The 24,469-nt window shown below is 74.8% G+C and carries 25 protein-coding genes and 1 pseudogene; 18 read left to right on the forward strand and 8 right to left on the reverse strand.

Features of this window, described 5'->3' with window-relative positions; all coding sequences use genetic code 11:
- Positions 1-129: 129 nt before the first annotated feature.
- Positions 130-453, reverse strand: coding sequence for a hypothetical protein (locus tag FHS88_RS08545; RefSeq protein ID WP_184483576.1), 324 nt, complete (start codon positions 451-453; stop codon positions 130-132).
- 113 nt (positions 454-566) lie between these two features.
- The gene (gene purB / locus FHS88_RS08550; protein WP_184483578.1) at positions 567-1,904 is read right to left on the reverse strand and encodes an adenylosuccinate lyase; all 1,338 of its coding nucleotides are present in this window, start codon (positions 1,902-1,904) and stop codon (positions 567-569) included.
- A 201-nt stretch (positions 1,905-2,105) separates the two neighbouring features.
- On the opposite strand from purB, the pseudogene FHS88_RS08555 reads away from it, so the two are divergent.
- Positions 2,106-2,747 (forward strand): annotated as a pseudogene (locus FHS88_RS08555) (TerC family protein); the annotation flags it as partial.
- Between the two features lie 384 nt (positions 2,748-3,131).
- Positions 3,132-3,683: a hypothetical protein gene (locus tag FHS88_RS08560; RefSeq protein ID WP_184483582.1), complete on the forward strand. Its 552-nt coding sequence runs from the start codon at positions 3,132-3,134 to the stop codon at positions 3,681-3,683.
- 33 nt (positions 3,684-3,716) lie between these two features.
- Here FHS88_RS08560 and FHS88_RS08565 read toward each other — a convergent pair whose 3' ends face one another.
- The 4 genes from FHS88_RS08565 to FHS88_RS08580 form a co-directional block, all read right to left on the reverse strand.
- Positions 3,717-4,772, reverse strand: a complete 1,056-nt coding sequence (locus FHS88_RS08565; RefSeq protein ID WP_184483583.1) for a S1C family serine protease — start codon at positions 4,770-4,772, stop codon at positions 3,717-3,719.
- Between the two features lie 58 nt (positions 4,773-4,830).
- The gene (radC, locus tag FHS88_RS08570; RefSeq protein WP_184483585.1) at positions 4,831-5,583 is read right to left on the reverse strand and encodes a RadC family protein; all 753 of its coding nucleotides are present in this window, start codon (positions 5,581-5,583) and stop codon (positions 4,831-4,833) included.
- A gap of 122 nt (positions 5,584-5,705) precedes the next feature.
- Positions 5,706-6,530 carry a type I methionyl aminopeptidase gene (map, locus tag FHS88_RS08575; RefSeq protein WP_184483587.1) on the reverse strand — a complete coding sequence of 275 codons (825 nt, stop codon included), beginning with the start codon at positions 6,528-6,530 and terminating at the stop codon, positions 5,706-5,708.
- An 88-nt stretch (positions 6,531-6,618) separates the two neighbouring features.
- A complete protein-coding gene (locus tag FHS88_RS08580) occupies positions 6,619-7,506 on the reverse strand; it encodes a methyltransferase domain-containing protein (protein ID WP_184483589.1) in 888 nt (295 codons plus the stop codon).
- Between the two features lie 154 nt (positions 7,507-7,660).
- Between FHS88_RS08580 and FHS88_RS08585 the strand changes: the two genes are divergently transcribed.
- From FHS88_RS08585 to FHS88_RS08600, 4 genes are all read left to right on the forward strand, one after another.
- Entirely contained in the window at positions 7,661-9,250 is a 1,590-nt protein-coding gene (locus tag FHS88_RS08585) for a rhodanese-like domain-containing protein (RefSeq protein ID WP_184483591.1), read from the forward strand.
- Entirely contained in the window at positions 9,225-10,055 is an 831-nt protein-coding gene (locus FHS88_RS08590) for a ComF family protein (RefSeq protein WP_184483593.1), read from the forward strand. The genes FHS88_RS08585 and FHS88_RS08590 overlap by 26 nt, the downstream gene beginning before the upstream one ends.
- A 31-nt stretch (positions 10,056-10,086) precedes the next feature.
- Positions 10,087-10,344, forward strand: a complete 258-nt coding sequence (grxC, locus tag FHS88_RS08595; protein WP_184483595.1) for a glutaredoxin 3 — start codon at positions 10,087-10,089, stop codon at positions 10,342-10,344.
- 88 nt (positions 10,345-10,432) lie between these two features.
- The gene (locus tag FHS88_RS08600; RefSeq protein WP_184483597.1) at positions 10,433-10,930 is read left to right on the forward strand and encodes a DUF1178 family protein; all 498 of its coding nucleotides are present in this window, start codon (positions 10,433-10,435) and stop codon (positions 10,928-10,930) included.
- Positions 10,931-11,039: 109 nt separating this feature from the next.
- Here FHS88_RS08600 and ubiG read toward each other — a convergent pair whose 3' ends face one another.
- A complete protein-coding gene (ubiG, locus tag FHS88_RS08605; protein ID WP_184483599.1) occupies positions 11,040-11,774 on the reverse strand; it encodes a bifunctional 2-polyprenyl-6-hydroxyphenol methylase/3-demethylubiquinol 3-O-methyltransferase UbiG in 735 nt (244 codons plus the stop codon).
- Between the two features lie 145 nt (positions 11,775-11,919).
- Between ubiG and FHS88_RS08610 the strand changes: the two genes are divergently transcribed.
- The 12 genes from FHS88_RS08610 to FHS88_RS08665 all read left to right on the forward strand — a co-directional run bounded on the left by FHS88_RS08610 (position 11,920) and on the right by FHS88_RS08665 (position 23,569).
- Positions 11,920-13,143, forward strand: a complete 1,224-nt coding sequence (locus FHS88_RS08610; protein WP_184483601.1) for an aspartate kinase — start codon at positions 11,920-11,922, stop codon at positions 13,141-13,143.
- A gap of 50 nt (positions 13,144-13,193) precedes the next feature.
- Positions 13,194-14,186 carry an NAD(P)H-dependent flavin oxidoreductase gene (locus FHS88_RS08615; protein WP_184483989.1) on the forward strand — a complete coding sequence of 331 codons (993 nt, stop codon included), beginning with the start codon at positions 13,194-13,196 and terminating at the stop codon, positions 14,184-14,186.
- Between the two features lie 77 nt (positions 14,187-14,263).
- Positions 14,264-15,229 (forward strand): helix-turn-helix domain-containing protein, encoded by a 966-nt coding sequence (locus FHS88_RS08620; RefSeq protein ID WP_184483603.1) that lies wholly within the window; start codon positions 14,264-14,266, stop codon positions 15,227-15,229.
- 199 nt (positions 15,230-15,428) lie between these two features.
- Positions 15,429-16,559: a flavodoxin-dependent (E)-4-hydroxy-3-methylbut-2-enyl-diphosphate synthase gene (ispG, locus tag FHS88_RS08625; protein WP_184483605.1), complete on the forward strand. Its 1,131-nt coding sequence runs from the start codon at positions 15,429-15,431 to the stop codon at positions 16,557-16,559.
- Positions 16,556-17,035 carry a hypothetical protein gene (locus FHS88_RS08630; protein ID WP_184483607.1) on the forward strand — a complete coding sequence of 160 codons (480 nt, stop codon included), beginning with the start codon at positions 16,556-16,558 and terminating at the stop codon, positions 17,033-17,035. Before ispG ends, FHS88_RS08630 begins: the two co-directional genes overlap by 4 nt.
- A gap of 25 nt (positions 17,036-17,060) precedes the next feature.
- On the forward strand, positions 17,061-18,299 hold the full coding sequence (gene hisS / locus FHS88_RS08635) for a histidine--tRNA ligase (protein WP_184483609.1): 1,239 nt from the start codon (positions 17,061-17,063) through the stop codon (positions 18,297-18,299).
- A 136-nt stretch (positions 18,300-18,435) separates the two neighbouring features.
- Positions 18,436-18,984 carry a thermonuclease family protein gene (locus tag FHS88_RS08640; protein WP_184483611.1) on the forward strand — a complete coding sequence of 183 codons (549 nt, stop codon included), beginning with the start codon at positions 18,436-18,438 and terminating at the stop codon, positions 18,982-18,984.
- 55 nt (positions 18,985-19,039) lie between these two features.
- Positions 19,040-20,056 (forward strand): Bug family tripartite tricarboxylate transporter substrate binding protein, encoded by a 1,017-nt coding sequence (locus FHS88_RS08645; protein ID WP_184483613.1) that lies wholly within the window; start codon positions 19,040-19,042, stop codon positions 20,054-20,056.
- Positions 20,053-21,483 (forward strand): AMP-binding protein, encoded by a 1,431-nt coding sequence (locus FHS88_RS08650; protein WP_184483615.1) that lies wholly within the window; start codon positions 20,053-20,055, stop codon positions 21,481-21,483. Before FHS88_RS08645 ends, FHS88_RS08650 begins: the two co-directional genes overlap by 4 nt.
- A 158-nt stretch (positions 21,484-21,641) precedes the next feature.
- Positions 21,642-22,154, forward strand: a complete 513-nt coding sequence (locus FHS88_RS08655) for a M23 family metallopeptidase (protein WP_246419734.1) — start codon at positions 21,642-21,644, stop codon at positions 22,152-22,154.
- 288 nt (positions 22,155-22,442) lie between these two features.
- Entirely contained in the window at positions 22,443-22,970 is a 528-nt protein-coding gene (locus tag FHS88_RS08660) for a thiamine pyrophosphate-binding protein (protein WP_184483617.1), read from the forward strand.
- Positions 22,967-23,569 carry a thiamine pyrophosphate-dependent enzyme gene (locus tag FHS88_RS08665; protein WP_338146473.1) on the forward strand — a complete coding sequence of 201 codons (603 nt, stop codon included), beginning with the start codon at positions 22,967-22,969 and terminating at the stop codon, positions 23,567-23,569. Before FHS88_RS08660 ends, FHS88_RS08665 begins: the two co-directional genes overlap by 4 nt.
- Positions 23,570-23,587: 18 nt before the next feature.
- Here FHS88_RS08665 and FHS88_RS08670 read toward each other — a convergent pair whose 3' ends face one another.
- Positions 23,588-24,370: an SDR family oxidoreductase gene (locus tag FHS88_RS08670; protein ID WP_246419742.1), complete on the reverse strand. Its 783-nt coding sequence runs from the start codon at positions 24,368-24,370 to the stop codon at positions 23,588-23,590.
- Positions 24,371-24,469 lie beyond the last annotated feature (99 nt).

The raw sequence follows: 24,469 nt of genomic DNA on the forward strand, positions 1-24,469 counted from the left end.
GAAGGAAGGCTGGGGCCGCGGGCCGAGGGGCGCAAGCCGGTGCGCCGCATCGTCGGCCGCGCCCCGGGCGTCAGCCGCCGAAGCATACCGGCGCGGGCGTCGCCGCCGCGCCCCTCGGCGGCCCAGGCGTCAGAAACGGAAGTTCAGCGACACGCCGGGCGCGTAATAGACGGGCGGCGGGGCGTAATAGACCGGCGGCGGCGGCGCGTAATACACGCGCGGCGGCGGGGCGTAGTACACCCGCGGCGGCGGCGCGTAGTACACGCGCGGCGGCGGGGCGTAGTAGTAGGCCGGCGGCGCGACATAGGCGTGCCGCGGTGGCGGCCCCCAGCCGCGGCCGGGATGGCCGCCATGGCGCCAATGGCGGTCGCCGGCCTCGGCCTGCGGGGCCGCGCCCATCAGGCAGGCGGCCGAGGCCAGGGCGGCGAGGCTGAGCGTCCGGATCAGGCGCATGGGTCGCTACCTCCTTGATTGCCGATTCCTAGCACATCGGTTGGGGCGGAATCGCGGCAGGCCTGCCTTGCTTCCGGCCCATGCGCCGGCATGGCGCGCGCCGAAGGGGTGGCTCAGCCCTCGCCGAAGACGCGGCGGAAGATGGTGTCCACATGCGCGAAGTCGCGCGCGGGGTCCATCGCCGCGGCGATGGCCGCGGGCGAAAGGACCGCACTGACCGCCGGGTCGGCCTCGAGATTCTCGGCGAAGCTGCGCCCGCCCGGCGTGCCGAGCGCCTGCCAGGTCGCCATCGCGGCGCGCTGCACGGCGGCATAGGCGTCCTCGCGGCTCATGCCCGCCTGGGTGAGGGCGAGCAGCACCTTCTGGCTGTGCACCACGCCGCCGAGCGATTCGAGGTTCGCGGCCATGCGCTCGGGATAGACGGTGAGCTTCTCCATCATGCCGGTCAGGCGCACGAGGGCGAAATCGAGCGCGATGGTGGCATCGGGGGCGATGACGCGCTCGACGCTCGAATGGCTGATGTCGCGCTCGTGCCACAGCGCCACGTTCTCGAGCGCGGGCACCGCATAGCCGCGCACCAGCCGCGCGAGGCCCGTCAGGTTCTCGCTCAGCACCGGGTTGCGCTTGTGCGGCATGGCGCTGCTGCCCTTCTGGCCGGGATGGAAGAACTCCTCGGCCTCGCGCACCTCGCTGCGCTGGAGGTGGCGCACCTCGGTCGCGAGGCGCTCGATGCCCGAGGCGATGACGGCGAGCGCGCAGAAGAAGGCCGCATGCCGGTCGCGCGGGATGACCTGGGTGCTGACGGGCTCGACCGCGAGGCCGAGCCGCTCGGCGACGAAGGCCTCCACGCGCGGGTCCACCGAGGCGAAGGTGCCGACGGGCCCCGAGATGGCGCAGGTCGCGACCTCGGCCCGCGCCGCGCGCAGCCGTTCCCGCCCGCGCGCGAACTCCGCGTAGTGGCCCGCGATCTTGAGGCCGAAGGTGGTCGGCTCGGCATGGATGCCGTGGCTGCGGCCGATGGTGGGGGTGCGCCGGTGCTCCATCGCGCGCGCCTTCAGCGCGGCGAGCAGCGCGTCGAGGTCCTCGAGCAGCAGGTCGGCGGCGCGGGTGAGCTGCACGGCAAGGCAGGTGTCGAGCACGTCGGAGCTCGTCATGCCCTGGTGCATGAAGCGCGCCTCGGGGCCGATGCCCTCGGCCATGAAGGTGAGGAAGGCGATGACGTCGTGGCGGGTGACGCGCTCGATCTCGTCGATGCGCGCGACCTCGGCCTCGCCGATCGCCGCCGCGCGCGGGGCGCCCTTCTCGCGGATGACGCGCGCCGCCTCGGCGGGGATGGCGCCGATCGCGGCCATCGCCTCGGCGGCGAGCGCCTCGATCTCGAACCAGATGCGGTAGCGCTCGGCGGGCGACCAGATGGCGGTCATCTGCGGGCGGGAATAGCGCGGGACCATGCGGGCAGGCTCCGGTGGGCGGGAACGCGGAGCGTTTGGCGCGGCGGGGCGGCGGGCGCAAGCCGCGGCGGGGCGGAAACGCCGCCGCCGCCATGCGACGGCATGGGCCGGGGCGCGGGCTGCGGGCTTGCGGAGGCCGGGGCGCCCCGGTAACGCTACGTGGCCGGTGAATGACCCCAAAATCCCTGGAATGTCCCCAGAATGTTGGAACTGCTGCCCGAATGGCTCCAGCCGTTGGCGATGGTGCTGTTCATCGACGTCGTCCTCGCAGGGGACAACGCCATCGTCGTCGGCATGGCGGCGGCCGGGCTGCCGGCCGACCAGCGCCGCAAGGCGATCTTCTGGGGGATCATCGCCGCGACGGTGATGCGCATCGCCTTCGCCTCGATCACGGTGCAGCTGCTGCAGATCGTCGGCATCATCCTCGCGGGCGGCGTGCTGCTGCTCTGGGTGTGCTGGAAGATGTACCGCGAGCTGCGCGAGGGCGGCGGCCACGACCACCCGGACACGACCGAGCAGCACGAGGGCGTGGAGGCGCTGGAAGGCGAGACGCCCGCGGGCGCGCCGCGCAAGACGCTGCGCCAGGCGATCACGCAGATCCTCGTCGCCGACGTCTCCATGAGCCTCGACAACGTGCTCGCGGTCGCGGGCGCGGCGAAGGACCATCCCTACATCCTGATCATCGGCCTTGCCGTCTCGGTGGTGCTGATGGGCGTCGCGGCGACCTTCATCGCGCGGCTGCTCGACAAGCACCGCTGGATCGCCTGGGTCGGCCTGCTGGTGATCCTCTACGTCGCGCTGTCCATGATCTACGAGGGGACGGAGCAGGTCGCCGCCGCGGTGCCCGAGGCCTATGCCTACCTGTTCCTGCCGCTCGGCTTCCTGGTGCCGGCGATCGCGGGCGTCTTCCCGGTCTGGCTCTGGGTCGGGGCGACGGTGTTCCAGATGATCGTCTACACCGCGATCATCACGCTGGTCGCGGGCGCGGTGCGCGACGCGAGCCGACGCTCCTCGGCCTGAGCGCGCAACGGCCGGAGCATTGCCGCGGCGGCCTTGCCGTGGTCATGGTTTGGCCGGATTCGGCTGGCTCCTTCGCGGGGCGTCCCTGGCCGGTCCGGTGACCGCGCCGCCGCGGGCGCCGCGCCACTTGGCGCGCGGGCCCGCCATCCGGGCGCAGCAACGGGAGGAGACGCCGTGCGGAATCCTGCAGCCGCGATGATTCGGACCATGAGGGGAAGGGCGCTGCCGCTCCTCGCCGTGCTCGGCCTCGGGGCCTGCGCGGCGATCGAGATCGGCGAGCGCCCGAGCCTCGATGCCGTCGCGGCGCGCATGCCCGCCCAGCTCGCGGGGTTCCAGCTCGGCGAGACGGCGCGCCGGCCCGGGCCATCGCTCGCGCTCGACTACGCCACGCCCAACCGTCGCGCGGTCGGCACCGTGCTGATCTATGACGCGCCGGGCGGTGCGGCGCCGACCGATCCGGGCGCGCCCGAGATTGACCGCGAGGTGACCGCCGCCGTCGCCGATGTCGCCGAATCGCCGCAGGGCCGCACGGGGCGGAGGCTCGCCGAGCGCGAGCGCGTCACGCTGCGCGAGGCCGGGCTGCGCTGCGCCATCCTCACCGGCGCCTTCGGGCGCGCGCCGGTGTCGCGCCATGTCTGCGTGGGCGGCGCGGATGGGCGCTTCGTGAAGGTGCATGTGACCATGCCGGACACGCGCCCGCCGCCGGCGGACGCCACCGCCTTCGCCGCCGCCGCGCTGCGCGCGGTGCGCGGCGGGTGAGAATGCGCCGCGCGGCGGCCTGACCGCCGCGGCTCAGCGCAGGCAGCGCAGGAAGACCGTGGAGGCGTGGGCGAGCTCGCCGATCTCCGCCGCCGTGCGCAGCGTGGGCGGCGGGTCGTCGAGCAGGGGCTGCACGCCGTGCTCGCGCATGAAGTCTACCGCCTCGGTGTGCTTCACCGCGAAGTTGACGTTCTGCGGTATGTCGCCGGTCGCCTGCGCGATTCGCTGCGCGTTGAGCTTGGAGACGATGACGCCGACCACCTGGCCGCGCAGGTCGAGCAGAGGCCCGCCCGAATTGCCCTGCTGGACCGGCGCGCTGATCTGGATCTGGCGCGCATTGTCGCCGATGCCCGCAAGCGCGGAGACATCGCCCGTGGTCAGCGTGGGCCCAGAGGAGAGCAGGCCCGCGAGCGGGAAGCCGTAGGTCACGACATTCTCCCCGCGCCGGACCTCGGCGGCGCGGCGGAAGGAGAGCACGGGGCCGGGATCGGCGTCGGTGCGAAGCAGGGCGAGGTCGCGCTCGCGGTCCGAGGCGATGACGGTCGCCGCGATCTCCTGCCCGTTGTGCAGCCGGGCGCGCATCGCCGTGCAGCCCTCGGCGACGTGCTGGTTGGTCATGATCTGGCGCGGGGCGACCACGAAGCCGGTGCCCGAGGAGACCTGGCGCGGCGCCTGGCGCTCGATGGGCGGGCGCGGCTGGATCCCGGCGATGGCGGGGCCGGGGCCGGGCCCGGGCGTCGCGCCGGGGCCGGGGCGCGGCACGGTGCCGGGGCCGGCGGCGGCGAGCGGCGGGGGCTTCTCGCGCGGCAGCGCGGCCATAGGGCCCTGGGGGAAGCCCGGGGGCTGCGCGGCCGGCCCGGGCGGGCGATAGGCGCCGCCGAGCGGCGGGGGCTTGTCGCGCGGCAGCGCCATCTGCGGCCCCGGCCAGGGCTGGGGCGCGGAGGGGCGGGCGCCGGGCGGCGGCAGGTTGCCGAGGCCGCCGCCGGTCTGGGCATCGGTCGCGCCGGCTGCGATGAGGCAGGCCACCGCGACGGCAGGCGGGATGAAGCGCATGGCGGAAGGGTGGCGCGCGAGCGCCGCGGCGGTCAACGGCGCAACGCGGCTCCGGCGCGCGTGCCGCGAAACGCTTCAGTCGCGCCGCCGCGGTTCAGAGCAGCCCCTCGCGCCGGAAGGAAACGTGGCGGCCCTGGCCCACCACGATGTGGTCGTGCAGCAGGATGCCGAGGCTCGCCGCGGCGGCCATTACCTCCTGCGTCATCGCGATGTCGGCGCGGGACGGCGTGGGGTCGCCCGAGGGGTGGTTGTGCACCAGGATCAGCGCGGTGGCCTGCAGTTCGAGGGCGCGGCGGACGACCTCGCGCGGATAGACCGGGGTGTGGTTGACGGTGCCGCGCGCCTGCGCCTCGTCGGCGATCAGGCGGTTGCGGGTGTCGAGGAACAGGACGCGGAACTGCTCGACCGGCTCGCGCGCCATCGCGGCGCTGAGGTAGGCGATGAGCCGGTCCCAGTTGTTCAGCACCGGCCGGTCCATCACCTCGGCGCGGGCGAGGCGCAGGGCGGCGGCCTGCACCGTCCGCAGCGCGGCCGCGCCGGCCTCGCCGAGCCCCTCCACCTCCCGCAGCGCCGGAAGGGGCGCGGCGATGGCGTTGGCGAAGGAACCGAAGCGGGCGAGCAGCGCGCGCGCGATGGGCTTGGTGTCGCGCCGCGGCAGGGCGAGGAAGAGGACCATCTCGAGCAGCTCGTGGTCGAGCAGCGCCTCGGGGCCGGCGCCGAGCAGCTTCGCGCGCATGCGGGCGCGGTGGCCGGCATGGCCGGGCGGCGCCGCATCGGCGGCGGGCGGGGGATCGAGGCCGATGGGCAGCGCCGGTGCGGCCTCCGCGAATTGTTTCCTGTGCGTCATGCCGGACCTGTCGCCGGTGGGGCCGGCGGAACCGAGAGTAGAAGCATGAAGCGAAAAAGGAAACCGTGGCGCGAGGCTCGGCCGCGATCCGACAGGGGATGCCCCCGCGGCGGCGAAGGCCGCTAGGACGCTGCCGGCACCCGCGCCCTGTCGTGCGGCCGGTGCAGGCCGGCAGGGGAGAGGGTGAAGATCTCGGCCCCCGTCTCGGTCACGCCGATCATGTGCTCGTACTGCGCCGAGAGGGAGCGGTCGCGCGTCACGGCGGTCCAGCCGTCATCCAGGATCTTCACCTCGGGCCGGCCGGCATTCACCATCGGCTCGACGGTGAAGAACATCCCCGGGCGCAGCCGGGGGCCTTCGCCGGGGCGGCCGTAGTGCAGGACATTGGGCGGCTCGTGGAAGTTGCGCCCGATGCCGTGGCCGCAGAAGTCGCGCACCACCGAGAAGCGGTGCCGCTCGACATGGCTCTGGATGGCGTGGCCGACATCGCCGAGCGTGGCGCCCGGGTGGATCGCGGCGATGCCCTTCATCATCGCCTCGTAGGTCACGTCCATCAGCAGCCGCGCCTTGGTCGAGGGCTCGCCGGCGACGAACATGCGGCTGGTGTCGCCATACCAGCCGTCGAGGATGACGGTGACGTCGATGTTCACGATGTCGCCCTCGGCGAGGATGCGCTCGCCGGGGATGCCGTGGCAGACGACGTGGTTGACCGATGTGCAGCAGGATTTGGTGTAGCCGCGATAGCCGAGCGTGGCGGGCACCGCGCCATGGGCGACCATGAAGTCGTGGCAGAGGCGGTCGATCTCGCCGGTGCTGATGCCGGGGCGCACATGGGCGGCGATCATGTCGAGCGTCTCGGCGGCGAGACGCCCGGCGCGGCGCATGCCGGCGAAATCCTCGGGGCTGTGGATGGTGATGCGGCGCGCTTCGCCGCCCTGCTGCTCCATGGAGCGTTCCGGCCTTGTCGTCAGGTGAAGGCCAAAGATGCGCCCTGGCCCCCGCGGTTGCAAGGACCGCGGGGCGCAGGGGCGGGCCTCACGGGCCGGGTTTCTCGCCCGTGCCGTGCTCGACGGTGCCGAGCGCACCGGCCAGCCGCACCGTGGCGCTGCCCGGCCGCGCCGGCCGGGGCTGGCCCACCGCGGGCGCCCAGCCGGTGAGCACGACGAGGCGCAGCGTCGCCGGCACGCCGGCCGCATCGCCCGCCATGCGCGCGGCCGCGAGCGGGAAGAGCGCGCGCGGCGGCGTCCGGGCATCACGCGCCAGCACGGCGTTGCCCTCGCCCGCCGCGCGCAGGTCCGCGAGCAGGCCGAGCGGGTCGCGGTAGCGCAGCGGGATGTCCTCGGCATCGGCGACCGGCAGGGCGAAGCCGGCGCGCTGGAGCAGGCCGGCGCCGTCGCGCAGTTCGGGGAAGGGCGAGACGCGCGGGGAAAGGCCGCCGCGCAGCTCCGATTCGGCCTCGGAGAGCGCGGCGCGGAGTTCCTGCAGGCTCGGCAGGCAGGGCAGCATGGCGAGGAACAGCCCGTCCGGGGCCAGGGCGCGGCGGATCTGCACCAGCGCGCCGGGCAGGTCGTTCACCCAGTGCAGGGACAGGCAGGCCACCACCAGGTCGAAACTGCCCTCGGCGAAGGGCAGCCATTCCTCGTCCAGCGCGACGGGCAGGCCGCCCGCCGCGCGGGCCTGGCCGGCGGCGAGGTCGGCCGAGACCACGAAGGGGATGCCGCGCGCGGCGAGCGCGGGGGCGATCAGGCCGCGGCCGCCGATCTCGAGCGCGCGGGTGAAGCGGCGCGTGGTGTCATCGAGCCGGTCGAGCAGCCGTGCGGCGGCTTCCTCGAGGATGGGCGCGACCCGATGCTGGGTCGTCGCGGCGCGCTCGCGCCTGAGCCGCACCAGGCGACGGTCGAAGATCCGGATCGCATCGGGCATGGGCTGCAGATGCGGGTTCGCCGGGCGCGAGGCAAGCCTCCTCCGCCCACCCGCCCGGGGGCCGAGGTTTCCCGAAGCGCCCGTTCCGCCGTAGCGTCGCGCCCGGAGACCAACGGGACGGGACGCCGCGCCGCGCGGCAGGGACGGGACGCACATGGCGAAGGACATCGAGGCCGCGACGCTGAAGGGCTGGATCCGCGACGGGGGCGAGCTCGCCATCCTGGATGCGCGGGAGGAGGGCGAGTTCGGCCGCTCCCACCTGTTCTGGGCGGTGCCCTGCCCGCTGTCCAGGAAGGAGGTGCGCGCGCGCGCGCTGCTGCCGCGGCGCGATGTGCGGGTGGTCTGCGTGGATGGCGGGGAGGGGCATGCGGCCCGCCTCGCGGCCTATCTCGAAGGGATCGGCTGCACCGATGTCTCGGTGCTGTCGGGCGGCACGCCGGCCTGGGCGGCGGCGGGTTATGTCGCCTTCTCCGGCGTCAACGTGCCCTCCAAGGCCTTCGGCGAATGGGTCGAGCACCACTACCACACGCCGAGCGTGGACCCGGCCGAGCTCAAGGCGATGATGGATGCGGGGACCGACATGGTGGTGCTCGACAGCCGCCCGATCGAGGAGTTCCGGCGCATGAGCATCCCGACCGCGGTGAACGTGCCGGGGGGCGAGCTGGTCTATCGCATCGGCGAGTTCGTGAAACGGCCGGAGACCACCATCGTCGTGAACTGCGCGGGCCGGACGCGCTCGATCCTCGGCGCGGAATCGCTGCGCAGCGCGGGCGTGCCCAACAAGGTGGTGGCGCTGCGCAACGGCACCATGGGCTGGGAACTGGCGGGCTTCGCCTGCGAGCGGGGCCGGACCGAGCGCTACCCCGAGCGCGCCCCCGCCGGTGCCGAGGAGGCCTTCGTGCGCGCCGACCGCTTCGCCCGCCGCCACGGCGTGCGCTTCGCCACCCGCGCGGCGTTCGAGGCGATGTGCGCCGAGCCGGGGCGCACGACCTATGTGCTCGACGTGCGCGACCCGGCCGAGTTCGCTTCCGGGCACATGATCGGCAGCCGCTCGGCGCCGGGCGGGCAGCTCGTGCAGGCGACCGACCAGTGGGTGGCGGTGCGCGGGGCCCGCATCGTGCTGGTGGACGACACCGGGGTGCGCGCGCGCATGACCGGCGGCTGGCTGCGCCAGCTCGGCGGCTGGGAGGTCGTCGTGCTGACCGACGGCCTCGCCGGGCGGCTCGAGGAAGGCGCCTGGCAGCCCGAATGCCCGGAGGCGCAGGCGGTGCGGGTGCCGCGGATCGCCCCGGCGGAACTCGCCGCGCTGCTCGCCGAAGGCGCGGCGCAGGTGGTGGACCTCGCGCGCTCGATCGATTTCCGGGAGGGCCACATCCCCGGATCGCTCTGGGGCATCCGCACGCGGCTCGACCGGCTGGCGGGCCGGCTCGCGGGCGACCGGCAGGTGGTGGTGGCCGCGCCGGAGGAGGCGCAGGCGCGGCTCGCCGCGGCCGAACTGCAGGCGATCGTGCCGGCGCCGGTGAAGCTGCTGGCCGGCGGCGTGGCGGCCTGGAAGGCCGCGGGCTTCCCGCTCGCCGCCGACCGGCGCAACCCGCCCGACGCCGAATGCGCGGATTTCTACCTCCGGCCCTATGACCGCAACGAGGGCGTCGAGGAGGCGATGCGCGAATACCTCTCCTGGGAGATCGACCTGGTGCATGAGGTGGCCAAGGACGGCGATGCGCCCTTCGGCGCCTGGGGCTGAGCCGCGCCGCGCGGCCGGGCTGCAGCGCCTCGCGGCGGCCGGGCGGGCGGCGGCGGCGCGCCTGCTTGACGCGCTGCTGCCGCCCCGCTGCCTGACCTGCGAGGCCGAGGTGGCGGTGCAGGGCACGCAATGCCCGGCCTGCTTCGCCGGGCTTTCGGTCATCACCGAGCCCTTCTGCGCCCGCTGCGGCGTGCCCTTCGCGCACGAGGCCCAGGCGGCCGAGCGCGGCCCGGCCGGGGCCGTCTGCCCCGCCTGCACCGCGCACCCGCCCGCCTTCGCGGCGGCGCGCGCGGCGCTGCGCTACGACGCGGCGGCGAAGCGGCTGATCCTGCCCTTCAAGCATGGCGACCGGACCGAACTCGCCCGGCCGCTGGCGCGGCACATGGCGCGCGCCGGTGCGGGGCTGCTCGCGCGGGCGGACGCCATCGCGCCGGTGCCCGCGCATTGGCGGCGCGTGATCGCGCGGCGCTACGACCAGGCGGCGCTGCTGGCCGCCGAACTCGGCCGGCTGGGCGGGCGGCCCGTGCTGCCCGACCTGCTGCGCCGCGCGCGTCGGACCCCGCCGCTGAACGAGCGCGGGGCGGCCGAGCGCGCCCTGACCGTGGCCGGCGCCTTCGCCGTGCATCCCGCCCGGCTGCGCGCGGTGCGGGGCGGGCGGGTGCTGCTGGTGGACGACGTGCTGACCTCGGGCGCCACCGCCAATGCCTGCGCCGAGGCGCTGCTGGCCGCAGGCGTGGCGGCGGTGGACGTGCTGGCCGCGGCGCGCGTGCCCGATCCGCGCCTGCGGAATGACGGCGCGGCTTGATCCGCGCGCGGCGCGGGCCAATTCTCGCGCCATGGCCAAAGTCGAGATCTACGTCCAGGATTTCTGCCCCTATTGCGCGCGCGCCAAGGCGCTGCTGGACCGCAAGGGCGTCGCCTACCGCGAGATCTACGCGCCGAACGGCTCGGCCGCGCGGGCCGAGGCGATCGCGCGTTCGGGCGGGCGGACGACGGTGCCGCAGGTCTTCATCAACGGCGTACCGGTGGGGGGCTCGGACGACCTCCACGCGCTCGAGCGGGCGGGGCGGCTGGACGCGATGCTCGCGGCCTGAGCGGCGGGGGTCTGGCACTCCTGTCATTTGAGTGCCAAATCTCCGCAACACGCCCGGCGCAGGGTGGGCCGGGGCAGGACGGGGACCGATGATCCACTACCAGCTGCGTTGCACCACGACCGGGGAGGAGCACGCCTTCGACGGCTGGTACAAGGACAGCGCCGCCTTCGAGGCGCTGCTCAAGGCGCGGCTGGTCGAATGCCCCGTCTGCGGCGGGACCGAGGTTGGCCGCGCGCTGATGGCCCCGGCCATCCCGAAGAAGGGGCGCCCGGCGCGCAATGCGGCCGCGCCGGCCGAGGCGCCGCCCGTGGCGCCGCCCGCCGCCGCGCCGCCGGCCCAGGCGCCGGTCGCGGCCGGGCCGATGCCCGCGCAGCTGCGCGCCATGCTCCAGCGGCTGCGCGCCGAGGTTGAGCGCAACTGCGACTATGTGGGCGCGGATTTCGCCGAGGAGGCGCGGCGGATGCACCGCGGCGAATCCGAGCGGCGCGGCATCTTCGGCGAGGCGACCGACAGCGAGGCCGAAGCCCTGCGCGAGGAAGGGATCGCGGTGGCGCGGATCCCGTGGGTGCCGCCGTCCGACGCCTGACGCGCGGCCGGCGTGGGCCGGCCCCTGCGCGGGGATCGCGCTGCCGTTTCGCGCGCCGCCGCGCGCGACGTGCCGGGCCTGCCGCCCGCCGCGATGAGGGTGCGGCGGCTCAGCGCGCGCGGGCCATCACCAGGTAGTTGACCGAGACATCGCGGCAGGCGCGCCAGCGGCCGGTCAGCGGGTCCATCGCCATGCCGGTGATGTCGGCGACCGCGAACCCCGCCCGGCGCAACTCGGCGCCGAGTTCGCCCGGGGTGACGAACATCCGCCAGTCATGCGTGCCCACGGGCAGCAGCCGCAGCAGGTATTCCGCGCCGAGCTTGGCCATCAGGAAGGACCGCGCGGTGCGGTTCAGCGTCGAGAGGAACATCAGCCCGCCCGGCCGCAGCGCGCGCGCCAGCGCGGCGAGGAAGGCCGCGCGGTCGGCGACATGCTCGATCACCTCGAGCGCCACCACGGCGTCGAAGGTCTCCTCGGGCGGCAGGTCCTCGGGCAGGCCCTGCCGGTAGGTGATGGCGAGGCCGCCGGCCTCGGCATGGGCGCGGGCGGCGGCGAGCGCCTCGGGTGCCGCGTCGAGGCCGGTCACCGCCGCCCCGCGCCTGGCGAAGGCCTCCGAGGCGAGGCCGGCGCCGCAGCCGACATCGAGCAGCGCGAGGCCGGCGAGCGCATCGCGCGCCGCGGGGTCGCGGCCGTGGTGGCGGGCGAGGCGCTCGGCGATCCAGCCGGTGCGCAGCGGGTTCATCCGGTGCAGCGGCTTCATCGGCCCGTCGGGGTCCCACCAGCGCGCGGCGAGCGCGTCGAACTTGGCGATCTCGGCGTCGAGAACGGTGCCTGTCGGCGGCATGGATCGTCCCTTCGGGGCGTGCGCGGTTCCTGCACGGCGCGGGTTGCGCGCCGCCCGGCCCATCGGTATCTGTCCCGGCCCGCCGCCCGGCGCAACCGCCCGGGCGGCCTTTCCCAGCCCGGCCCCAGGAACCAGACCGCCGCCGATGGCCCGCATCGTCATGAAGTTCGGCGGCACTTCCGTCGCCGACCTCGACCGCATCCGCAACGTCGCCGCCCGCGTGAAGCGGGAGGTGGAGGCCGGCCACCAGGTGGCCGTCGTCGTCTCCGCCATGGCCGGGGTGACGAACCAGCTCGTGAAATGGTGCCAGGACCTCTCGCCGCTGCACGATGCGCGCGAATACGACACCGTGGTCGCGACCGGCGAGCAGGTGACGACGGGGCTGACCGCCATCGCGCTGCAGGCGATCGGGGTGGATGCGCGCTCCTGGCAGGGCTGGCAGGTGCCGATCGTGACCGACCAGGCGCATGGCAAGGCGCGTGTCGAGCACATCGACGGCTCCGTGCTGATCGAGCGCATGGAGGCGGGCCAGGTGCCGGTGATCGCCGGCTTCCAGGGCATCGAGAACCAGCGCCACCGCATCACCACGCTCGGTCGCGGCGGGTCGGACCTCTCGGCGGTGGCGATCGCGGCCGCGGTGAAGGCGGACCGCTGCGACATCTACACCGACGTGGACGGGATCTACACGACCGACCCGCGCATCGTGCCGCGCGCGCGCAAGCTCGAGCGCATCTCCTTCGAGGAGATGCTGGAGCTGGCCTCCGTGGGTGCCAAGGTGCTGCAGACGCGCTCGGTCGAACTGGCGATGAAGCTCGGCGTGCGGGTGCAGGTCGTGTCCTCCTTCGAGGACAAGCCCGGCTCGCTCGTGGTGGATGAGGACGAGATCGTGGAACAGCCCGTGGTTTCCGGCATCGCGTATTCCCGCGACGATGCCAAGGTGACGCTGCGCCGCCTGCCGGACCGCCCGGGGGTGGCGGCAAAGGTGTTCGGCGCGCTCGCGAAGGCCAATGTGAACGTGGACATGATCGTCCAGAACATCGGCGCCGACGGCATGACCGACATGACCTTCACGGTCGGCAAGGCGGACCTCGCCCGCGCCCAGGACGTGATCGGCAAGGCGCGGGAGGAGCTCGGCTTCGAGGCGCTTCTCGCCGACCCGGACGTGGCCAAGATCAGCGTCGTCGGCATCGGCATGCGCAGCCATGCGGGCGTCGCCAACACCATGTTCAAGGCGCTGGCCGAGAAGGGGATCAACATCCAGGTGATCTCCACCTCCGAGATCAAGGTCAGCGTGCTGGTCGCGGCCGACTACACGGAGCTCGCGGTGCGCGCGCTGCACAGCGCCTACGGGCTGGACGCGCCGGCGTGAGCGGCGCCGCCACGGCCCCCGAATGGGCGCGGGCCGAACTCGACCGGCTGATGGCGCGCGGCACCGCCTTCCTCGGCAGCCGCTACGCCATCCTGGGCGGGGCGATGTCCTGGGTGAGCGAGCGCAACCTCGTCGCCGCGCTCTCCAATGCCGGGGCCTTCGGGGTCATCGCCTGCGGCGCGATGGAGCCGCCGCGCCTCGCCGAGGAGATCGCCGCCACCCAGGCGCTGACGGACAAGCCCTTCGGGGTGAACCTGATCACCATGCATCCGCGGCTCGACCAGCTCGTGGATGCCTGCCTCGCGGCGAAGGTCGGGCACATCGTCTTCGCCGGCGGCATCCCGCCGGGCGGCGCCATCAAGAAGGCGAAGGACGGCGGGGCGCGGGTGGTCTGCTTCGCGCCCGCGCTCGTGCTCGCGAAGCGCCTGATCCGCAGCGGGGCGGATGCGCTGGTGATCGAGGGCTCGGAGGCGGGCGGGCATATCGGTCCGGTCTCGCTGAACGTGCTCGCGCAGGAGATCCTGCCGCATGTGAAGGAAGTGCCGGTCTTCGTTGCCGGCGGCATCGGGCGGGGGGAGGCGATCCTCTCCTTCCTCGAGATGGGGGCGGCCGGCGCGCAGCTCGGCACGCGCTTCGTCTGCGCCACCGAATGCATCGCCCATCCGGCCTTCAAGCAGGCCTTCATCCGCGGCCAGGCGCGCGACGCGATGCCGACCGTCCAGCTCGACGAGGCCTTCCCGGTCATCCCGGTGCGGGCGCTGCAGAACGGCGGGACGCGGCGCTTCATCGAGTTCCAGGCCGAGACCATCCGCCGCTTCAAGGCGGGCGAGGTGGAGAAGGAGGCCGCGCAGCTCGACATCGAGCATTTCTGGGCCGGCGCGCTGCGCCGCGCGGTGATCGAGGGCGACGTGGAGAACGGCTCGCTGATGGCGGGCCAGTCGGTCGGGATGGTCACGAAGGAGCAGCCCGCGGCCGAGATCATCGCCGAGCTCGTCGGCCAGGCGGCGGCGGCGATCGCCGCGCGGCGCCCCGACGCCGCCTGAGGCGCCCGCGCGCCGCTTCCGCGTTTGCGGGGGCGGCCCCGCGGGGCTAGAAGCAGCCCGGCCACGACCGGATTCCGATGAAGCGAAACCAGCGCCCCGACATCACCGCCGCCGAGGCCGCCCGCGTGGGCGAGGCCCTGCGCGAGGCGCGCCTGACGCTCGGCGCCAGCGTCGAGGACATGGCCGCGCGGCTGCGCATCAACCGCCGCTACATCCATGCGCTTGAGGAAGGGCGGGTGAAGGACCTGCCCGGCACGGCCTATGCGGTCGGCTTCGTGCGCTCCTACGCGACCGCGCTCGGCCTCGACGCGGACGAGGCGGTGCGGCGTTTCCGCGACGTGACGGGCGGCGCCGCGGCGCGGCCGGGCGATCTGGTCTTCCCCGAGGCGGTGCCCTCGCGCGGGGTGCCGGCGGGCGCGCTGGTCGCGGCGGGGGTGGTGGTGTCCATCATCGCCTATGTCGCCTGGTACAACTGGAGCGGCTCGGGCAACCGGGTGGTGGATGCGGTGCCGCCGCTGCCCGAGCGGCTGGAGCAGGTGGCGCCCGCCACCCCGCGCGAGCCCGCCGCGGCGCAGGCCGCGCCGCCCGCCGCCGCGCCGCCCGCAGCAGGGGCGCCGCCCGCGGCCGGCGCGCCTGCCGCCCCGCCCGCCGCGGGCGCGCCGCGGCCGGGCCAGCAGCAGGCCGCCGCGCCCGCCCCGCCGGCGACACCGGCCGCGCCCCCGGCGGCCGCGCCCGCCGCCGCCCCGGCCGCGAACGAGCCGCGGGTCCAGCTCCGCGCGCGGGGCGAATCCTGGGTGCAGGTGCGCGACACGCGCTCGAACCAGGTCATCCTCGACCGCGTGCTGCGGAGCGGCGAGAGCTGGCCGGTGCCCGCCCGGGAAGGCCTGGTGCTGACCACCGGCCGGGCCGAGAATCTCGATGTCGTGGTGGACGGCCAGGCGAGCGGCGTGCTCGCCGGCGTGATCGGGGTGCGGCGCGGCATTCCGCTCGACGCCGACCGGCTGCGGACGGGGCCGGAGACGGGGGCGCCGGCGCGGCCCTGAGGACCGCCCGGGCGGGCCGGTTCCGCCGGCCTTCGCCCGCGCGTCGCGCGACCTGGCGGGCCGGGCGGCTGCCGGCGCCGCGGCCCGCCGGATCATGCGCGGGGGCATCGCGCCGCCCGCGCGCGCAGGCGACTTCCGGTGCGCGGCCGGCATCGCCATAGTGAGGTCCTCGCCGCGCCGAGGGATGCAGGAACCGAGCATGTCGTACCGCCCGTATCAGCAGATCCTGCGCCGCAGGTCGCGGCAGATCGGCGTCGGCAGGGTCCGGGTCGGCGGCGATGCCCCGATCTCGGTCCAGACCATGACCAACACCCCGACCGAGGACGCGAAGGCGACGATCGAGCAGATCCGCCGCTGCGAACTGGCAGGCGCCGACATCGTGCGCGTCTCCTGCCCCACCGAGGAGAGCACCGCCGCGCTGGCCGAGATCGTGCGCGAGGTGAACGTGCCGGTCGTGGCCGACATCCACTTCCACTACCGCCGCGCGATCGAGGCGGCGGAGGCGGGTGCGGCCTGCCTGCGGATCAACCCGGGCAACATCGGCTCGAAGGAGCGCGTGAAGGAGGTCGTGAAGGCCGCGCGCGACCATGGCTGCTCGATCCGCATCGGGGTGAATGCCGGCAGCCTCGAGAAGCACCTGCTGGAGAAATACGGCGAGCCGAACCCCGAGGCGCTGGTGGAAAGCGCCCTGTGGCACGCCGACCACCTGCTCCAGGAAGGCTTCGACGAGTTCAAGATCAGCGTGAAGGCCTCCGACGTGTTCCTCGCCGTCGCGGCCTATCAGCAACTGGCCGAGGCCTGCGACCACCCGCTGCACATCGGCATCACCGAGGCCGGCGGGAAGCGCGCGGGCACGGTCAAGAGCGCGATCGGCCTCGGCTCCCTGCTCTGGGCCGGGATCGGGGACACGCTTCGGGTCTCCCTCAGCGCGGAGCCGGAGGAGGAGGTCGCGGTCGGCTGGGAGATGCTGAAATCCCTGCATCTGCGCCACCGCGGGGTGAAGATCATCTCCTGCCCCTCCTGCGCGCGGCAGGGCTTCGACGTGATCCGCACCGTGGAGGCGCTCGAGGAACGCCTCGCCCATATCCGCGAGCCGATCACCCTCTCGATCATCGGCTGCGTCGTGAACGGGCCGGGGGAGGCGCTGCTGACCGACATCGGCCTGACCGGCGGCGGGGCGGGCACGCACATGGTCTATGCCGCGGGCAAGACCGACCACACGGTGCGGACCGAGGAGATGATCGAGCACATCGTCGGCCTCGTGACCGCGCGGGCGGAGGCGATGGCCGCGGCGAAGCGGGCCGAGGCCGAGCGCCAGGCCGCCGAATGAGGGCCCGCCTCTCCGGCATCGGGCCCGCGCTGGCGCTGGCCGCGGCACTCGGCCTCGCCGCGCCGGCGGCGGCGCAGATGCAGATCGAGATGATCGAGACGATCGAGGAGCCCGACCCGTCGGCCAGCCAGCCGCGCGACGGGTCCGTGCCCTGCTCCGAGATCAACAACCGCGCGATGGAGGCGAGCCTCGTCATCCGCCAGCATGCGAGCGCGCTCTCGGCCGGGTTCGAGCCGGATGCGCGGGCGCAGGCGATGGTGCTGCTCGCCTGGCTCGACCAGTGGACGGGCCGGCTGCGCGGGCTCGTGGACCTCGGCGAGTTCACCCAATGCCTGGACGAGGGCGACAGCGAGACCTACCGCCGGGCGCTGGCCACGGCCGCGCGCGTGGGCAACCAGGCGCGCAGCGACCTCCTCCAGGCGGCGACGCGGCCGCAGGCGCAGCCGGCGCAGCAGCAGCGCGGCCGCCGCTTCTAGACACCAGCCTTCCGGACCGACCAGCATGACCGCATTGCAGCCCGTGCGCGGGACGCGCGACCTCATCGGCGAGGAGTTCCGCCGCCACCACCATGTCGCGGAGACGGCGCGGCGCGTCAGCGCGCTCTACGGCTTCGAGGAATGGGCGACGCCGGTCTTCGAGGACACGCGCGTCTTCGCCCGCGGCCTCGGCGACACCTCGGACGTGGTGATGAAGGAGATGTATTCCTTCACCGACCGCGGCGGGGATTCGATCACGCTGCGCCCCGAGATGACGGCGGGCGTGTGCCGCGCGCTGGTCTCGAACGGGCTCACGCAGTCGAACCTGCCGCGCAAGGTGTTCTACGCCGGGCCGATGTTCCGCTACGAGCGGCCGCAGAAGGGCCGCTACCGGCAGTTCCACCAGATCGGCATCGAGGTGCTGGGCGCGGCCGAGCCGCTGGCCGATGCCGAGGTGATCGCCTGCGGGTGGGACATCCTCTGCGCGCTGGGTGTTTCCGACGGCACGGTGCTCGAGATCAACACGCTCGGCGATGCGGAGAGCCGGGCCGCCTACCGCGCCGCGCTGGTGGCCTTTTTCTCCGCCCACAAGGATGCGCTCAGCCACGACAGCCGCGTGCGGCTCGAGAAGAACCCGCTGCGCATCCTCGACAGCAAGGACGAGACGGACCGCGCCATCGTCGCCGCCGCGCCGGTGATCGGGGAGCACCTGACCGCGGCCGCGGCCGCCTTCTACGCGTCGGTGAAGGCGCATCTGACGCGCTTCGGCGTGCCCTTCCGCGAGAACCCGCGCATCGTGCGCGGCCTCGACTATTACAGCCACACCGCCTTCGAGTTCGTCACCGACCGGCTCGGCGCGCAGGGCACGGTGATGGCCGGCGGGCGCTACAACGGCCTGGTCGAGGAGATGGGCGGCCCGCCCACGCCCTCGGTCGGCTGGGCGGCGGGGATCGAGCGCCTCGCCATGCTGCTGCCCGAGGCCCCTCCCGCGCCGCGGCCCGTCGCGGTGATCCCGGTGGGCGAGGCGGCCGAGGGGCCGGCGCTCGATGTCCTGCAGGCGCTGCGGCGCGCGGGCGTGGTGGCCGAGATCGCCTATCGCGGCAACCTCAAGCGGCGGATGGAACGCGCCAACCGCATCGGGGCGCGCGCGGCGGTGATCCTGGGCGAGGAGGAGATCGCGGCCGGCGTCGCCCAGCTCCGCGACCTCGATGCCGGGACGCAGGAGAGGGTGCCGCTCGCGCAGGTGGCGGCAAGGCTGGGCTGAGGCCGGCGCCGCGTGGCAGGCTTGGCCGCGCGGGGGTCGGGCCTCCGTGTTCCGGGACAGGGCCATGCGTGACCGCAGGAGAGGGACCGCGCGCATCGCGTGGCGGGCAGGGGGCTGGCGCAGGCCGCGCCTGTCCATGGCCGCGTGGTTTGCGCTCGCCGGGCTGCTGGCCTTCGGCCTTGTCCAGTGCGGCGAGGTGACGCCGTGGCGCGAGGGCACGCCGCGCCTGCCCACGGTGCTCCACGGCCCCGGCAGCCCCGCGCCGGAGCCGGCGGGCTTCACGGTCCGGGTCTCGGTGGTGGACGGGGATTCCCTGTCCTCCGGCGCGCGGCGGCTGCGCCTGCACGGCATCGACGCGCCCGAGGCCGGGCAGAGCTGCGTCCGCGGCGGCCGCCCCTATGATTGCGGCGCCGAGGCGGCCCAGGCGCTGGCGCGCATCGTCGGGCGCGGCATGCTGACCTGCCGCGCGCTCGACACCGACCGCTACGGGCGCGAGATCGTGCGCTGCCACGACGAGCGCGGCGTGGATGTCGCGGCGGAGATGGTGCGGCAGGGCTGGGCGATCGCCTTCCGCCGCTTCTCCGAGGAGTATGCCGGGCAGGAGGCCGAGGCGCGCGCGGCGCGGCGCGGCCTCTGGGCGGGCAGTTTCGAGGAGCCCTCCGACTGGCGGCGGCGCCACCGATGAGGCCGCGGCGGCCGGTGGCCGGGCCCGTCCTGGACTTCGGGGTGGGATCCGGGGCATGGCGCGGCGCATGGCGATGACGCATCCCATCGGGCGCGCCCTGCCGCGGCGCCGGGCGGTCGGCGCCGCGCTCGGCCTCGCGCTGGCGGGCGGGCCGGCGCGCGGGGCGGCCCCCTGGCAGCCCCTTCGGCCGGTGACGCTGGTCGTCCCCTACGCGGCGGGCGGGACGGCCGACACCCTGGCGCGCCCGCTCGCGGAAGGCATGGCGCAGCGTCTCGGCGTGCCCGTGGTGGTGGAGAACCGCCCCGGGGCGCAGACCGCCATCGGCGCCGAGGCGGTGGCGCGCGGCCCGGCCGACGGGCACCGGCTGCTGCTCAGCGCCACGGCGACGCTCACGGTGAACCCGCTGCTGCGCCGCGACCTGCCCTATCGCGCCGAGGATTTCGCGCCGGTGGCGCTTCTCGCCACGCTGCCCTACGCGGTGGCGGTGCGAGACGGTCTGCCCGCCGCGCTGCCGGACTTCATCGCGCATGTGCGGGCCTTTCCGGGGCGGGTCAGCCTCGGCCATCTCGGGCCGGGGTCGTCGCTGCACCTCGCCGGGGCGCTGATCGCGGCGGGACTCGGCCTCGCCTTCAACGAGGTCGCCTATCGCAGCGACGGGCTTGCCGCCAACGACCTCATGGCGGGCATCCTGGATGCGGCGGTGCTCGGGGGGCCGGCGGCGCTGGCCGCCGCTCGCACCGGCCGGGCGCATCTGGTGGCCTGGACCGCCGCGGCGCGCCTGCCGGGCCGGCCCGAGGAACCGGTCTTCGCCGAGGCCGCGCCCGGCCTCGTCGCGACGGGCTGGCTCGGCCTGCATGCGCCGGCGGCGACGCCGCCCGCCGCCATCGCGCGGCTGAACGCGGCGGCGGCCGGGACGCTGCACGCCGACCCCCTCCTGCGGGAGCGGCTGCAGGACCAGGGTCTGTTCCTTGCCGAAGCCGGGCCGCCCGCGGCCTTCGCGGCCCATCTGGCCCAGGAGAGGGAGAGGCTGGCGGCGCTCTTGGCGCGGATCGGCCTCCGGCCGGGGCCGTGAGGGGGCAGGTCGGGGCGCTGATCGGCCGGCTGCACGCGATGGCGGCGGCCGATCCGGCGCGGGTCGCGGTGCTCGGCCCCGGCCTGCGCCTCGGTTTCGGCGCGCTGATGGCCCGGGTGGAGGCGCAGGCGGCGCGCCTCGCCCGGCGGGGCATCGCGCCGGGGCAGACGGTCGGGATCACCATCCGCGAGGATGCGGCGCATCTGATCGCCTGCCTCGCGCTGCTCCGGCTCGGCTGCCGGCAGGTCACGCTGGCGAGCCACGACCCGCCGGCGATGCGCGCCGGCATCGCGGCGCGGCTCGGCCTCGCCGTGGTGCTCGGGGAGGATTGCGCGGCGGCGCTGCCGGGCCACCCCTTCCTGCCCTGGGAGGGCGAGGCGCCGCCGGAGAGCGAGGCGCCGGCGGGCGGGGAGGGCGTGGTGATGCTGACCAGTTCCGGCACCACCGGGCGGCCGAAGCTGATCGGCTTCGGGGAGGCGGCGCTGCTCGCCCAGGCGGGGCATCGCGCGGGCCGGGGCCAGGTGATGCACCGGCCGGTCGGCATGGAGCACAACAACGGCAAGCGCTTCGCGCTCTCGGTGCTCGCCAATGGCGGGGCTTGGCTGCTGCCCGCTGCCTCGCGCGAGGGGGGCATGGCCGAGGCATGCCGGCGCTACGGCGTGGACCTGCTCGCGATCGCGCCGCACCAGGCGGAGGCGTTGCTCGCCACGGCGGGGGCGGGCGCCTGGCCTGCGCGGACGCGCATCGACCTCACCGGCGCGCCGCCGGGGGAGCGGCTGATCGAGCGCCTGCAGGCGCGGCTGACGCCCGCGGTGCATCTGCGCTACGGGGCCACCGAAGTCGGCACCATCGCCGAGGCCGGCCCCGAGGATCACGCGGCGGATCCGGGCGGGACGGGCCGCCTTCTGCCCGGCGTGGCCGTGCGCGTGCTCGGCGCGGGCGGGCGGCCGCTGCCCGCCGGCGAGATCGGCATCCTGCACCTGCGTGCGCCGGGGATGGCGCAGGGCTACCTCGACGATGCGGAGGCGAGCGGGCGCGCCTTCCGCGACGGCTGGTTCGTGCCGGGCGACATGGGGCGGCTCGACGCCGCGGGGCGGCTGATGGTCGCGGGGCGGGCGGACGAGATGATGATGCTGGGCTCGGTCAACGTCTTCCCGGCGGAGATCGAGGCGGCGGCGGCGGGCTTCCCGGGCCTCGGCGAATGCGCGGCCTTCGCGCTGCGCAGCAAGGCGCTGGGCGAGATCCCGATGCTCGCCGCGGTGCCGGCGCCGGGTGCCGCGCTCGACGGCGCGGCGCTGCTCGCGCATTGCCGGGCGCTGCTCGGCCTGCGCGCGCCGCGCCGGGTGCTGGTGCTGGAGCGGCTGCCGCGCAATGCCGCGGGCAAGGTGCTGCGGCGGGACCTCGCGGCGCTGGCGGCGGCGCGCTGACGGGCGCGCGGGGGGCGGCCCGCATCGCTCGAAACATGCGCGGGCGCGCCGTTTCCCGCGCGGAACGCTGTGGACAAGCCGCCCGGCCCGCCTTGACGCCGCCGGCCTGCCGGGCGACCCCCTCCGGGCTTCACGCAACCAACGGAGATGACCCCGGCATGAGGATGACCCGCCCGCCTGCCTGGCTGCTTGCCGGGATCGGCATGGCCTGCGCCGCAGCGGTCCCGGCCGCGCCCGCCGCCCTCGCCGCGCCCTGCCCGGTCGCGACGCCGGTGGTGGGGGAGTTCTCCTCGGGCTTCGGGATGCGCGGGCGGCGGCTGCATCCGGGCGTCGATCTGCGCGCGCCGGTGGGCACGCCGGTGCAGGCTCCGGTGGCCGGCGTGGTGCGCTTCACCGGGCGCTACTACGCCTACGGGCTGATCGTGGACATCGAGCACCGCGACGGCTCGGTCTCGCGCTACGCGCATCTCTCGCGCATCGAGCCGGGGCTGCGGCCGGGCGTTCTCGTGGAGGCGGGCGAGCGCATCGGCGCGGTCGGCCGTACCGGCCGCACCACCGGGGCGCATCTGCACCTGGAACTGCGGCGCGAGGGGCGGCCGGTGGACCCATGGCCCTGGCTGACGCGCACCGCCTGCCTCGACGACCGGCAGATCGCCGAGGCGCCGCGCTGACACGCTGCGTTGGGGGGGCTTCGGCCTCCGGGATCCCGCTGCCACCCAGGCCCCGCGACGCGGCCAAGGATGATCGCCCGCATGGCGGCCGCGCAGGGGCGCAACCGGCCTGAGGCCGGTCCGGCAGCCTGGGCGGGCTCGCGCCGGCCGGCGCATCCGCGGGCCGCACCGGGCGCGGCGGCCGTCGTCGGCGCAACGCGCGCCGGAGTGGGCAGCCGCCGCGCGCCGTCTTGGCGGGCCGGCCGCGCGGTGCGATACCGCGGCCAAGCGCGAGGAGATGTTCGAGCGATGAACGAACCGGCCCGACCGGCGAACACCTGGCATGAGATCCTGCGCCAGGCCTTCAAGGACCACGACGTCCGCCTGGTGACCTATGTGCCCGACAACGTGCTGCGGCCGCTGATCGAGGGCTGCCACGCCGATCCCTTCTTCACCACCTTCCCCTGCGTGCGCGAGGAGGAGGCGGTGGGCATCGTCACCGGCGCGACCATGGCCGGGATGCGCGGCGTGGTGCTGATGCAGACCTCGGGCTTCGCGACGCTGCCGAACGTGCTCGCCTCGCTGGTGGTGGCCTGCCAGGTGCCGGTGGTCATGGTGGTCTCCGAGCGCGGCACGCTCGGCGAGTTCAACCCGGGCCAGGCGATCGTCTGCCGCACCATGCGGCCGATCCTCGATTCCATGGGCATCGAGCACCACACCATGACCCGGCTGGACGAGGCCGCCTTCATCGCCGACCGCACCATCCGCCAGGCCTTCGCCACGCGCTGGCCTGCCTGCCTCATCCTCTCGCCGCTGCTGACCGGGGGCCGCAAGTGACCGAGACCACGGGCAACCTGCATGTGATGAACCGCGCCGCGCTGACCAAGCGCCTCGTCGCGGGGCTGAAGAACCGCGAGGCGGTGATCGGCGGCATCGGCAATTCCAACTGGGATCTCTGGGCGGCGGACCGCACGCGGGGCGAGAATTTCTACATGCTCGGCAGCATGGGCCTCGCCGCGCCGATCGCGATGGGTGTCGCGATCGCGCAGCCGAAACGCCGGGTCTTCGCCCTCGAGGGGGACGGCTCGCTGCTGATGCAGCTCGGCTGCCTGTCCACCATAGCCGCGCAGGGGGTGAGGAACCTCTGCGTGGTGGTCTGGGACAACGGCATCTACCAGATCACCGGCGGGCAGGGGACGCCGGCGCGCGCCTCGGGCACCGACATCGTGGCGATCGCGCGCGCCTCGGGCATCGCGTCCGCCGCCTGGGCGGCGGACGAGGCGGAGTTCGACGCGCTGGTGGCCCGCGCGCTCGCGACCGACGGGCCGCACCTGATCGGCGTGAAGATCGACAACGAGCCGGGCCGCGAGCAGACCGACCGCGACCCGATCCGCTTCCGCGAGAGCTTCATGCGCGCGATGGCGCTGCCGGTGTGACCGGTTTCGCCCCGGCTCTCAGCCCAGGCGCTGCAGGTCGCCGTCCACCGCCAGCGCCTGGCCGCTGATCGTCGCCCCGAAGGGCGAGCACAGGTAGAGCGCCATGTTCGTGATGTCCTGCGCGGTGACGTAGCAGCGCAGCGAGGCGTCCCTGAGCAGTTCCGCCTCCTTCTCCTTGAAGGAGACGCCTTGCGCCTGGGCCTTGGCCTCGATCAGGCGGCGGATGCGGTCGCCCGCGACGAGGCCCGGCAGGATGGCGTTCACCCTGATCCGGTCCGGGCCGAGCTCGATCGCGAGCGACTTCGTGAAGCCCACCACGCCCCATTTCGCGGCGGCATAGGGGCTGCGCAGCGGGAAGCCAAAGCGCCCGGCGGCGGAGGAGAGGTTGACGATGCTGCCCCCGCCCGCCGCGCGCAGATGCGGCACGGCGCGGCGCACGCAGTGGAACATCGCCGCGAGGTCTATGCGCAGCGTCGCCTCCAGCGCCTCGGGTGTCACGTCCTCGACGCGGGCGGTGGGCCCGGCGATGCCGGCGTTGTTCACCAGCACGTCGAGCCCGCCGAGATGGGCGGCCGCGGCGTCCACGAAGGCCTCGCATTCGGCCGTCTCGCCCATGTCGGCGCGCATCTTCGGGTGCGGGCAGGCGGCGAGCGCCTCGGCATCCACATCGCAGACGAAGACGCTCGCGCCGCGCGCGGCGAAGCTGTCGGCCATCACGCGCCCGATCCCGCCCGCGCCGGCGCTGATCGCGACCCTGAGGCCCGTCAGCGCCACCGGCAGCGGCGTGTCCGCACCCTGCATCCCTCTCTCCCTTGCTTGGTGAAATGCTTCGGTCATCGTCCGGCCTGCCGGGCGCGCGGGCAAGGCCCCCGTTCCGTTCCGGCCGCCGCATGGCTAGGA

The sequence above is a fragment of the Neoroseomonas alkaliterrae genome, from assembly GCF_014199195.1.
Classification (GTDB): domain Bacteria; phylum Pseudomonadota; class Alphaproteobacteria; order Acetobacterales; family Acetobacteraceae; genus Neoroseomonas; species Neoroseomonas alkaliterrae.

Bases quoted from the DNA above. Each gene is read 5' to 3' on its own strand.
- radC (WP_184483585.1), bottom strand. From the start codon at position 5,583: ATGACGCACAGGAAACAATTCGCGGAGGCCGCACCGGCGCTGCCCATC.
- FHS88_RS08620 (WP_184483603.1), top strand. From the start codon at position 14,264: ATGAAGCGAAACCAGCGCCCCGACATCACCGCCGCCGAGGCCGCCCGC.
- hisS (WP_184483609.1), top strand. From the start codon at position 17,061: ATGACCGCATTGCAGCCCGTGCGCGGGACGCGCGACCTCATCGGCGAG.
- ispG (WP_184483605.1), top strand. From the start codon at position 15,429: ATGTCGTACCGCCCGTATCAGCAGATCCTGCGCCGCAGGTCGCGGCAG.
- FHS88_RS08670 (WP_246419742.1), bottom strand. From the start codon at position 24,370: ATGCAGGGTGCGGACACGCCGCTGCCGGTGGCGCTGACGGGCCTCAGG.
- FHS88_RS08545 (WP_184483576.1), bottom strand. From the start codon at position 453: ATGCGCCTGATCCGGACGCTCAGCCTCGCCGCCCTGGCCTCGGCCGCC.
- FHS88_RS08610 (WP_184483601.1), top strand. From the start codon at position 11,920: ATGGCCCGCATCGTCATGAAGTTCGGCGGCACTTCCGTCGCCGACCTC.
- FHS88_RS08580 (WP_184483589.1), bottom strand. From the start codon at position 7,506: ATGCCCGATGCGATCCGGATCTTCGACCGTCGCCTGGTGCGGCTCAGG.
- FHS88_RS08600 (WP_184483597.1), top strand. From the start codon at position 10,433: ATGATCCACTACCAGCTGCGTTGCACCACGACCGGGGAGGAGCACGCC.
- FHS88_RS08640 (WP_184483611.1), top strand. From the start codon at position 18,436: ATGGCCGCGTGGTTTGCGCTCGCCGGGCTGCTGGCCTTCGGCCTTGTC.
- FHS88_RS08660 (WP_184483617.1), top strand. From the start codon at position 22,443: ATGAACGAACCGGCCCGACCGGCGAACACCTGGCATGAGATCCTGCGC.
- FHS88_RS08585 (WP_184483591.1), top strand. From the start codon at position 7,661: ATGGCGAAGGACATCGAGGCCGCGACGCTGAAGGGCTGGATCCGCGAC.
- FHS88_RS08590 (WP_184483593.1), top strand. From the start codon at position 9,225: ATGCGCCCTTCGGCGCCTGGGGCTGAGCCGCGCCGCGCGGCCGGGCTG.
- ubiG (WP_184483599.1), bottom strand. From the start codon at position 11,774: ATGCCGCCGACAGGCACCGTTCTCGACGCCGAGATCGCCAAGTTCGAC.
- FHS88_RS08655 (WP_246419734.1), top strand. From the start codon at position 21,642: ATGAGGATGACCCGCCCGCCTGCCTGGCTGCTTGCCGGGATCGGCATG.
- FHS88_RS08615 (WP_184483989.1), top strand. From the start codon at position 13,194: ATGGCGCGCGGCACCGCCTTCCTCGGCAGCCGCTACGCCATCCTGGGC.
- grxC (WP_184483595.1), top strand. From the start codon at position 10,087: ATGGCCAAAGTCGAGATCTACGTCCAGGATTTCTGCCCCTATTGCGCG.
- FHS88_RS08645 (WP_184483613.1), top strand. From the start codon at position 19,040: ATGGCGCGGCGCATGGCGATGACGCATCCCATCGGGCGCGCCCTGCCG.
- FHS88_RS08560 (WP_184483582.1), top strand. From the start codon at position 3,132: ATGAGGGGAAGGGCGCTGCCGCTCCTCGCCGTGCTCGGCCTCGGGGCC.
- map (WP_184483587.1), bottom strand. From the start codon at position 6,530: ATGGAGCAGCAGGGCGGCGAAGCGCGCCGCATCACCATCCACAGCCCC.
- purB (WP_184483578.1), bottom strand. From the start codon at position 1,904: ATGGTCCCGCGCTATTCCCGCCCGCAGATGACCGCCATCTGGTCGCCC.
- FHS88_RS08630 (WP_184483607.1), top strand. From the start codon at position 16,556: ATGAGGGCCCGCCTCTCCGGCATCGGGCCCGCGCTGGCGCTGGCCGCG.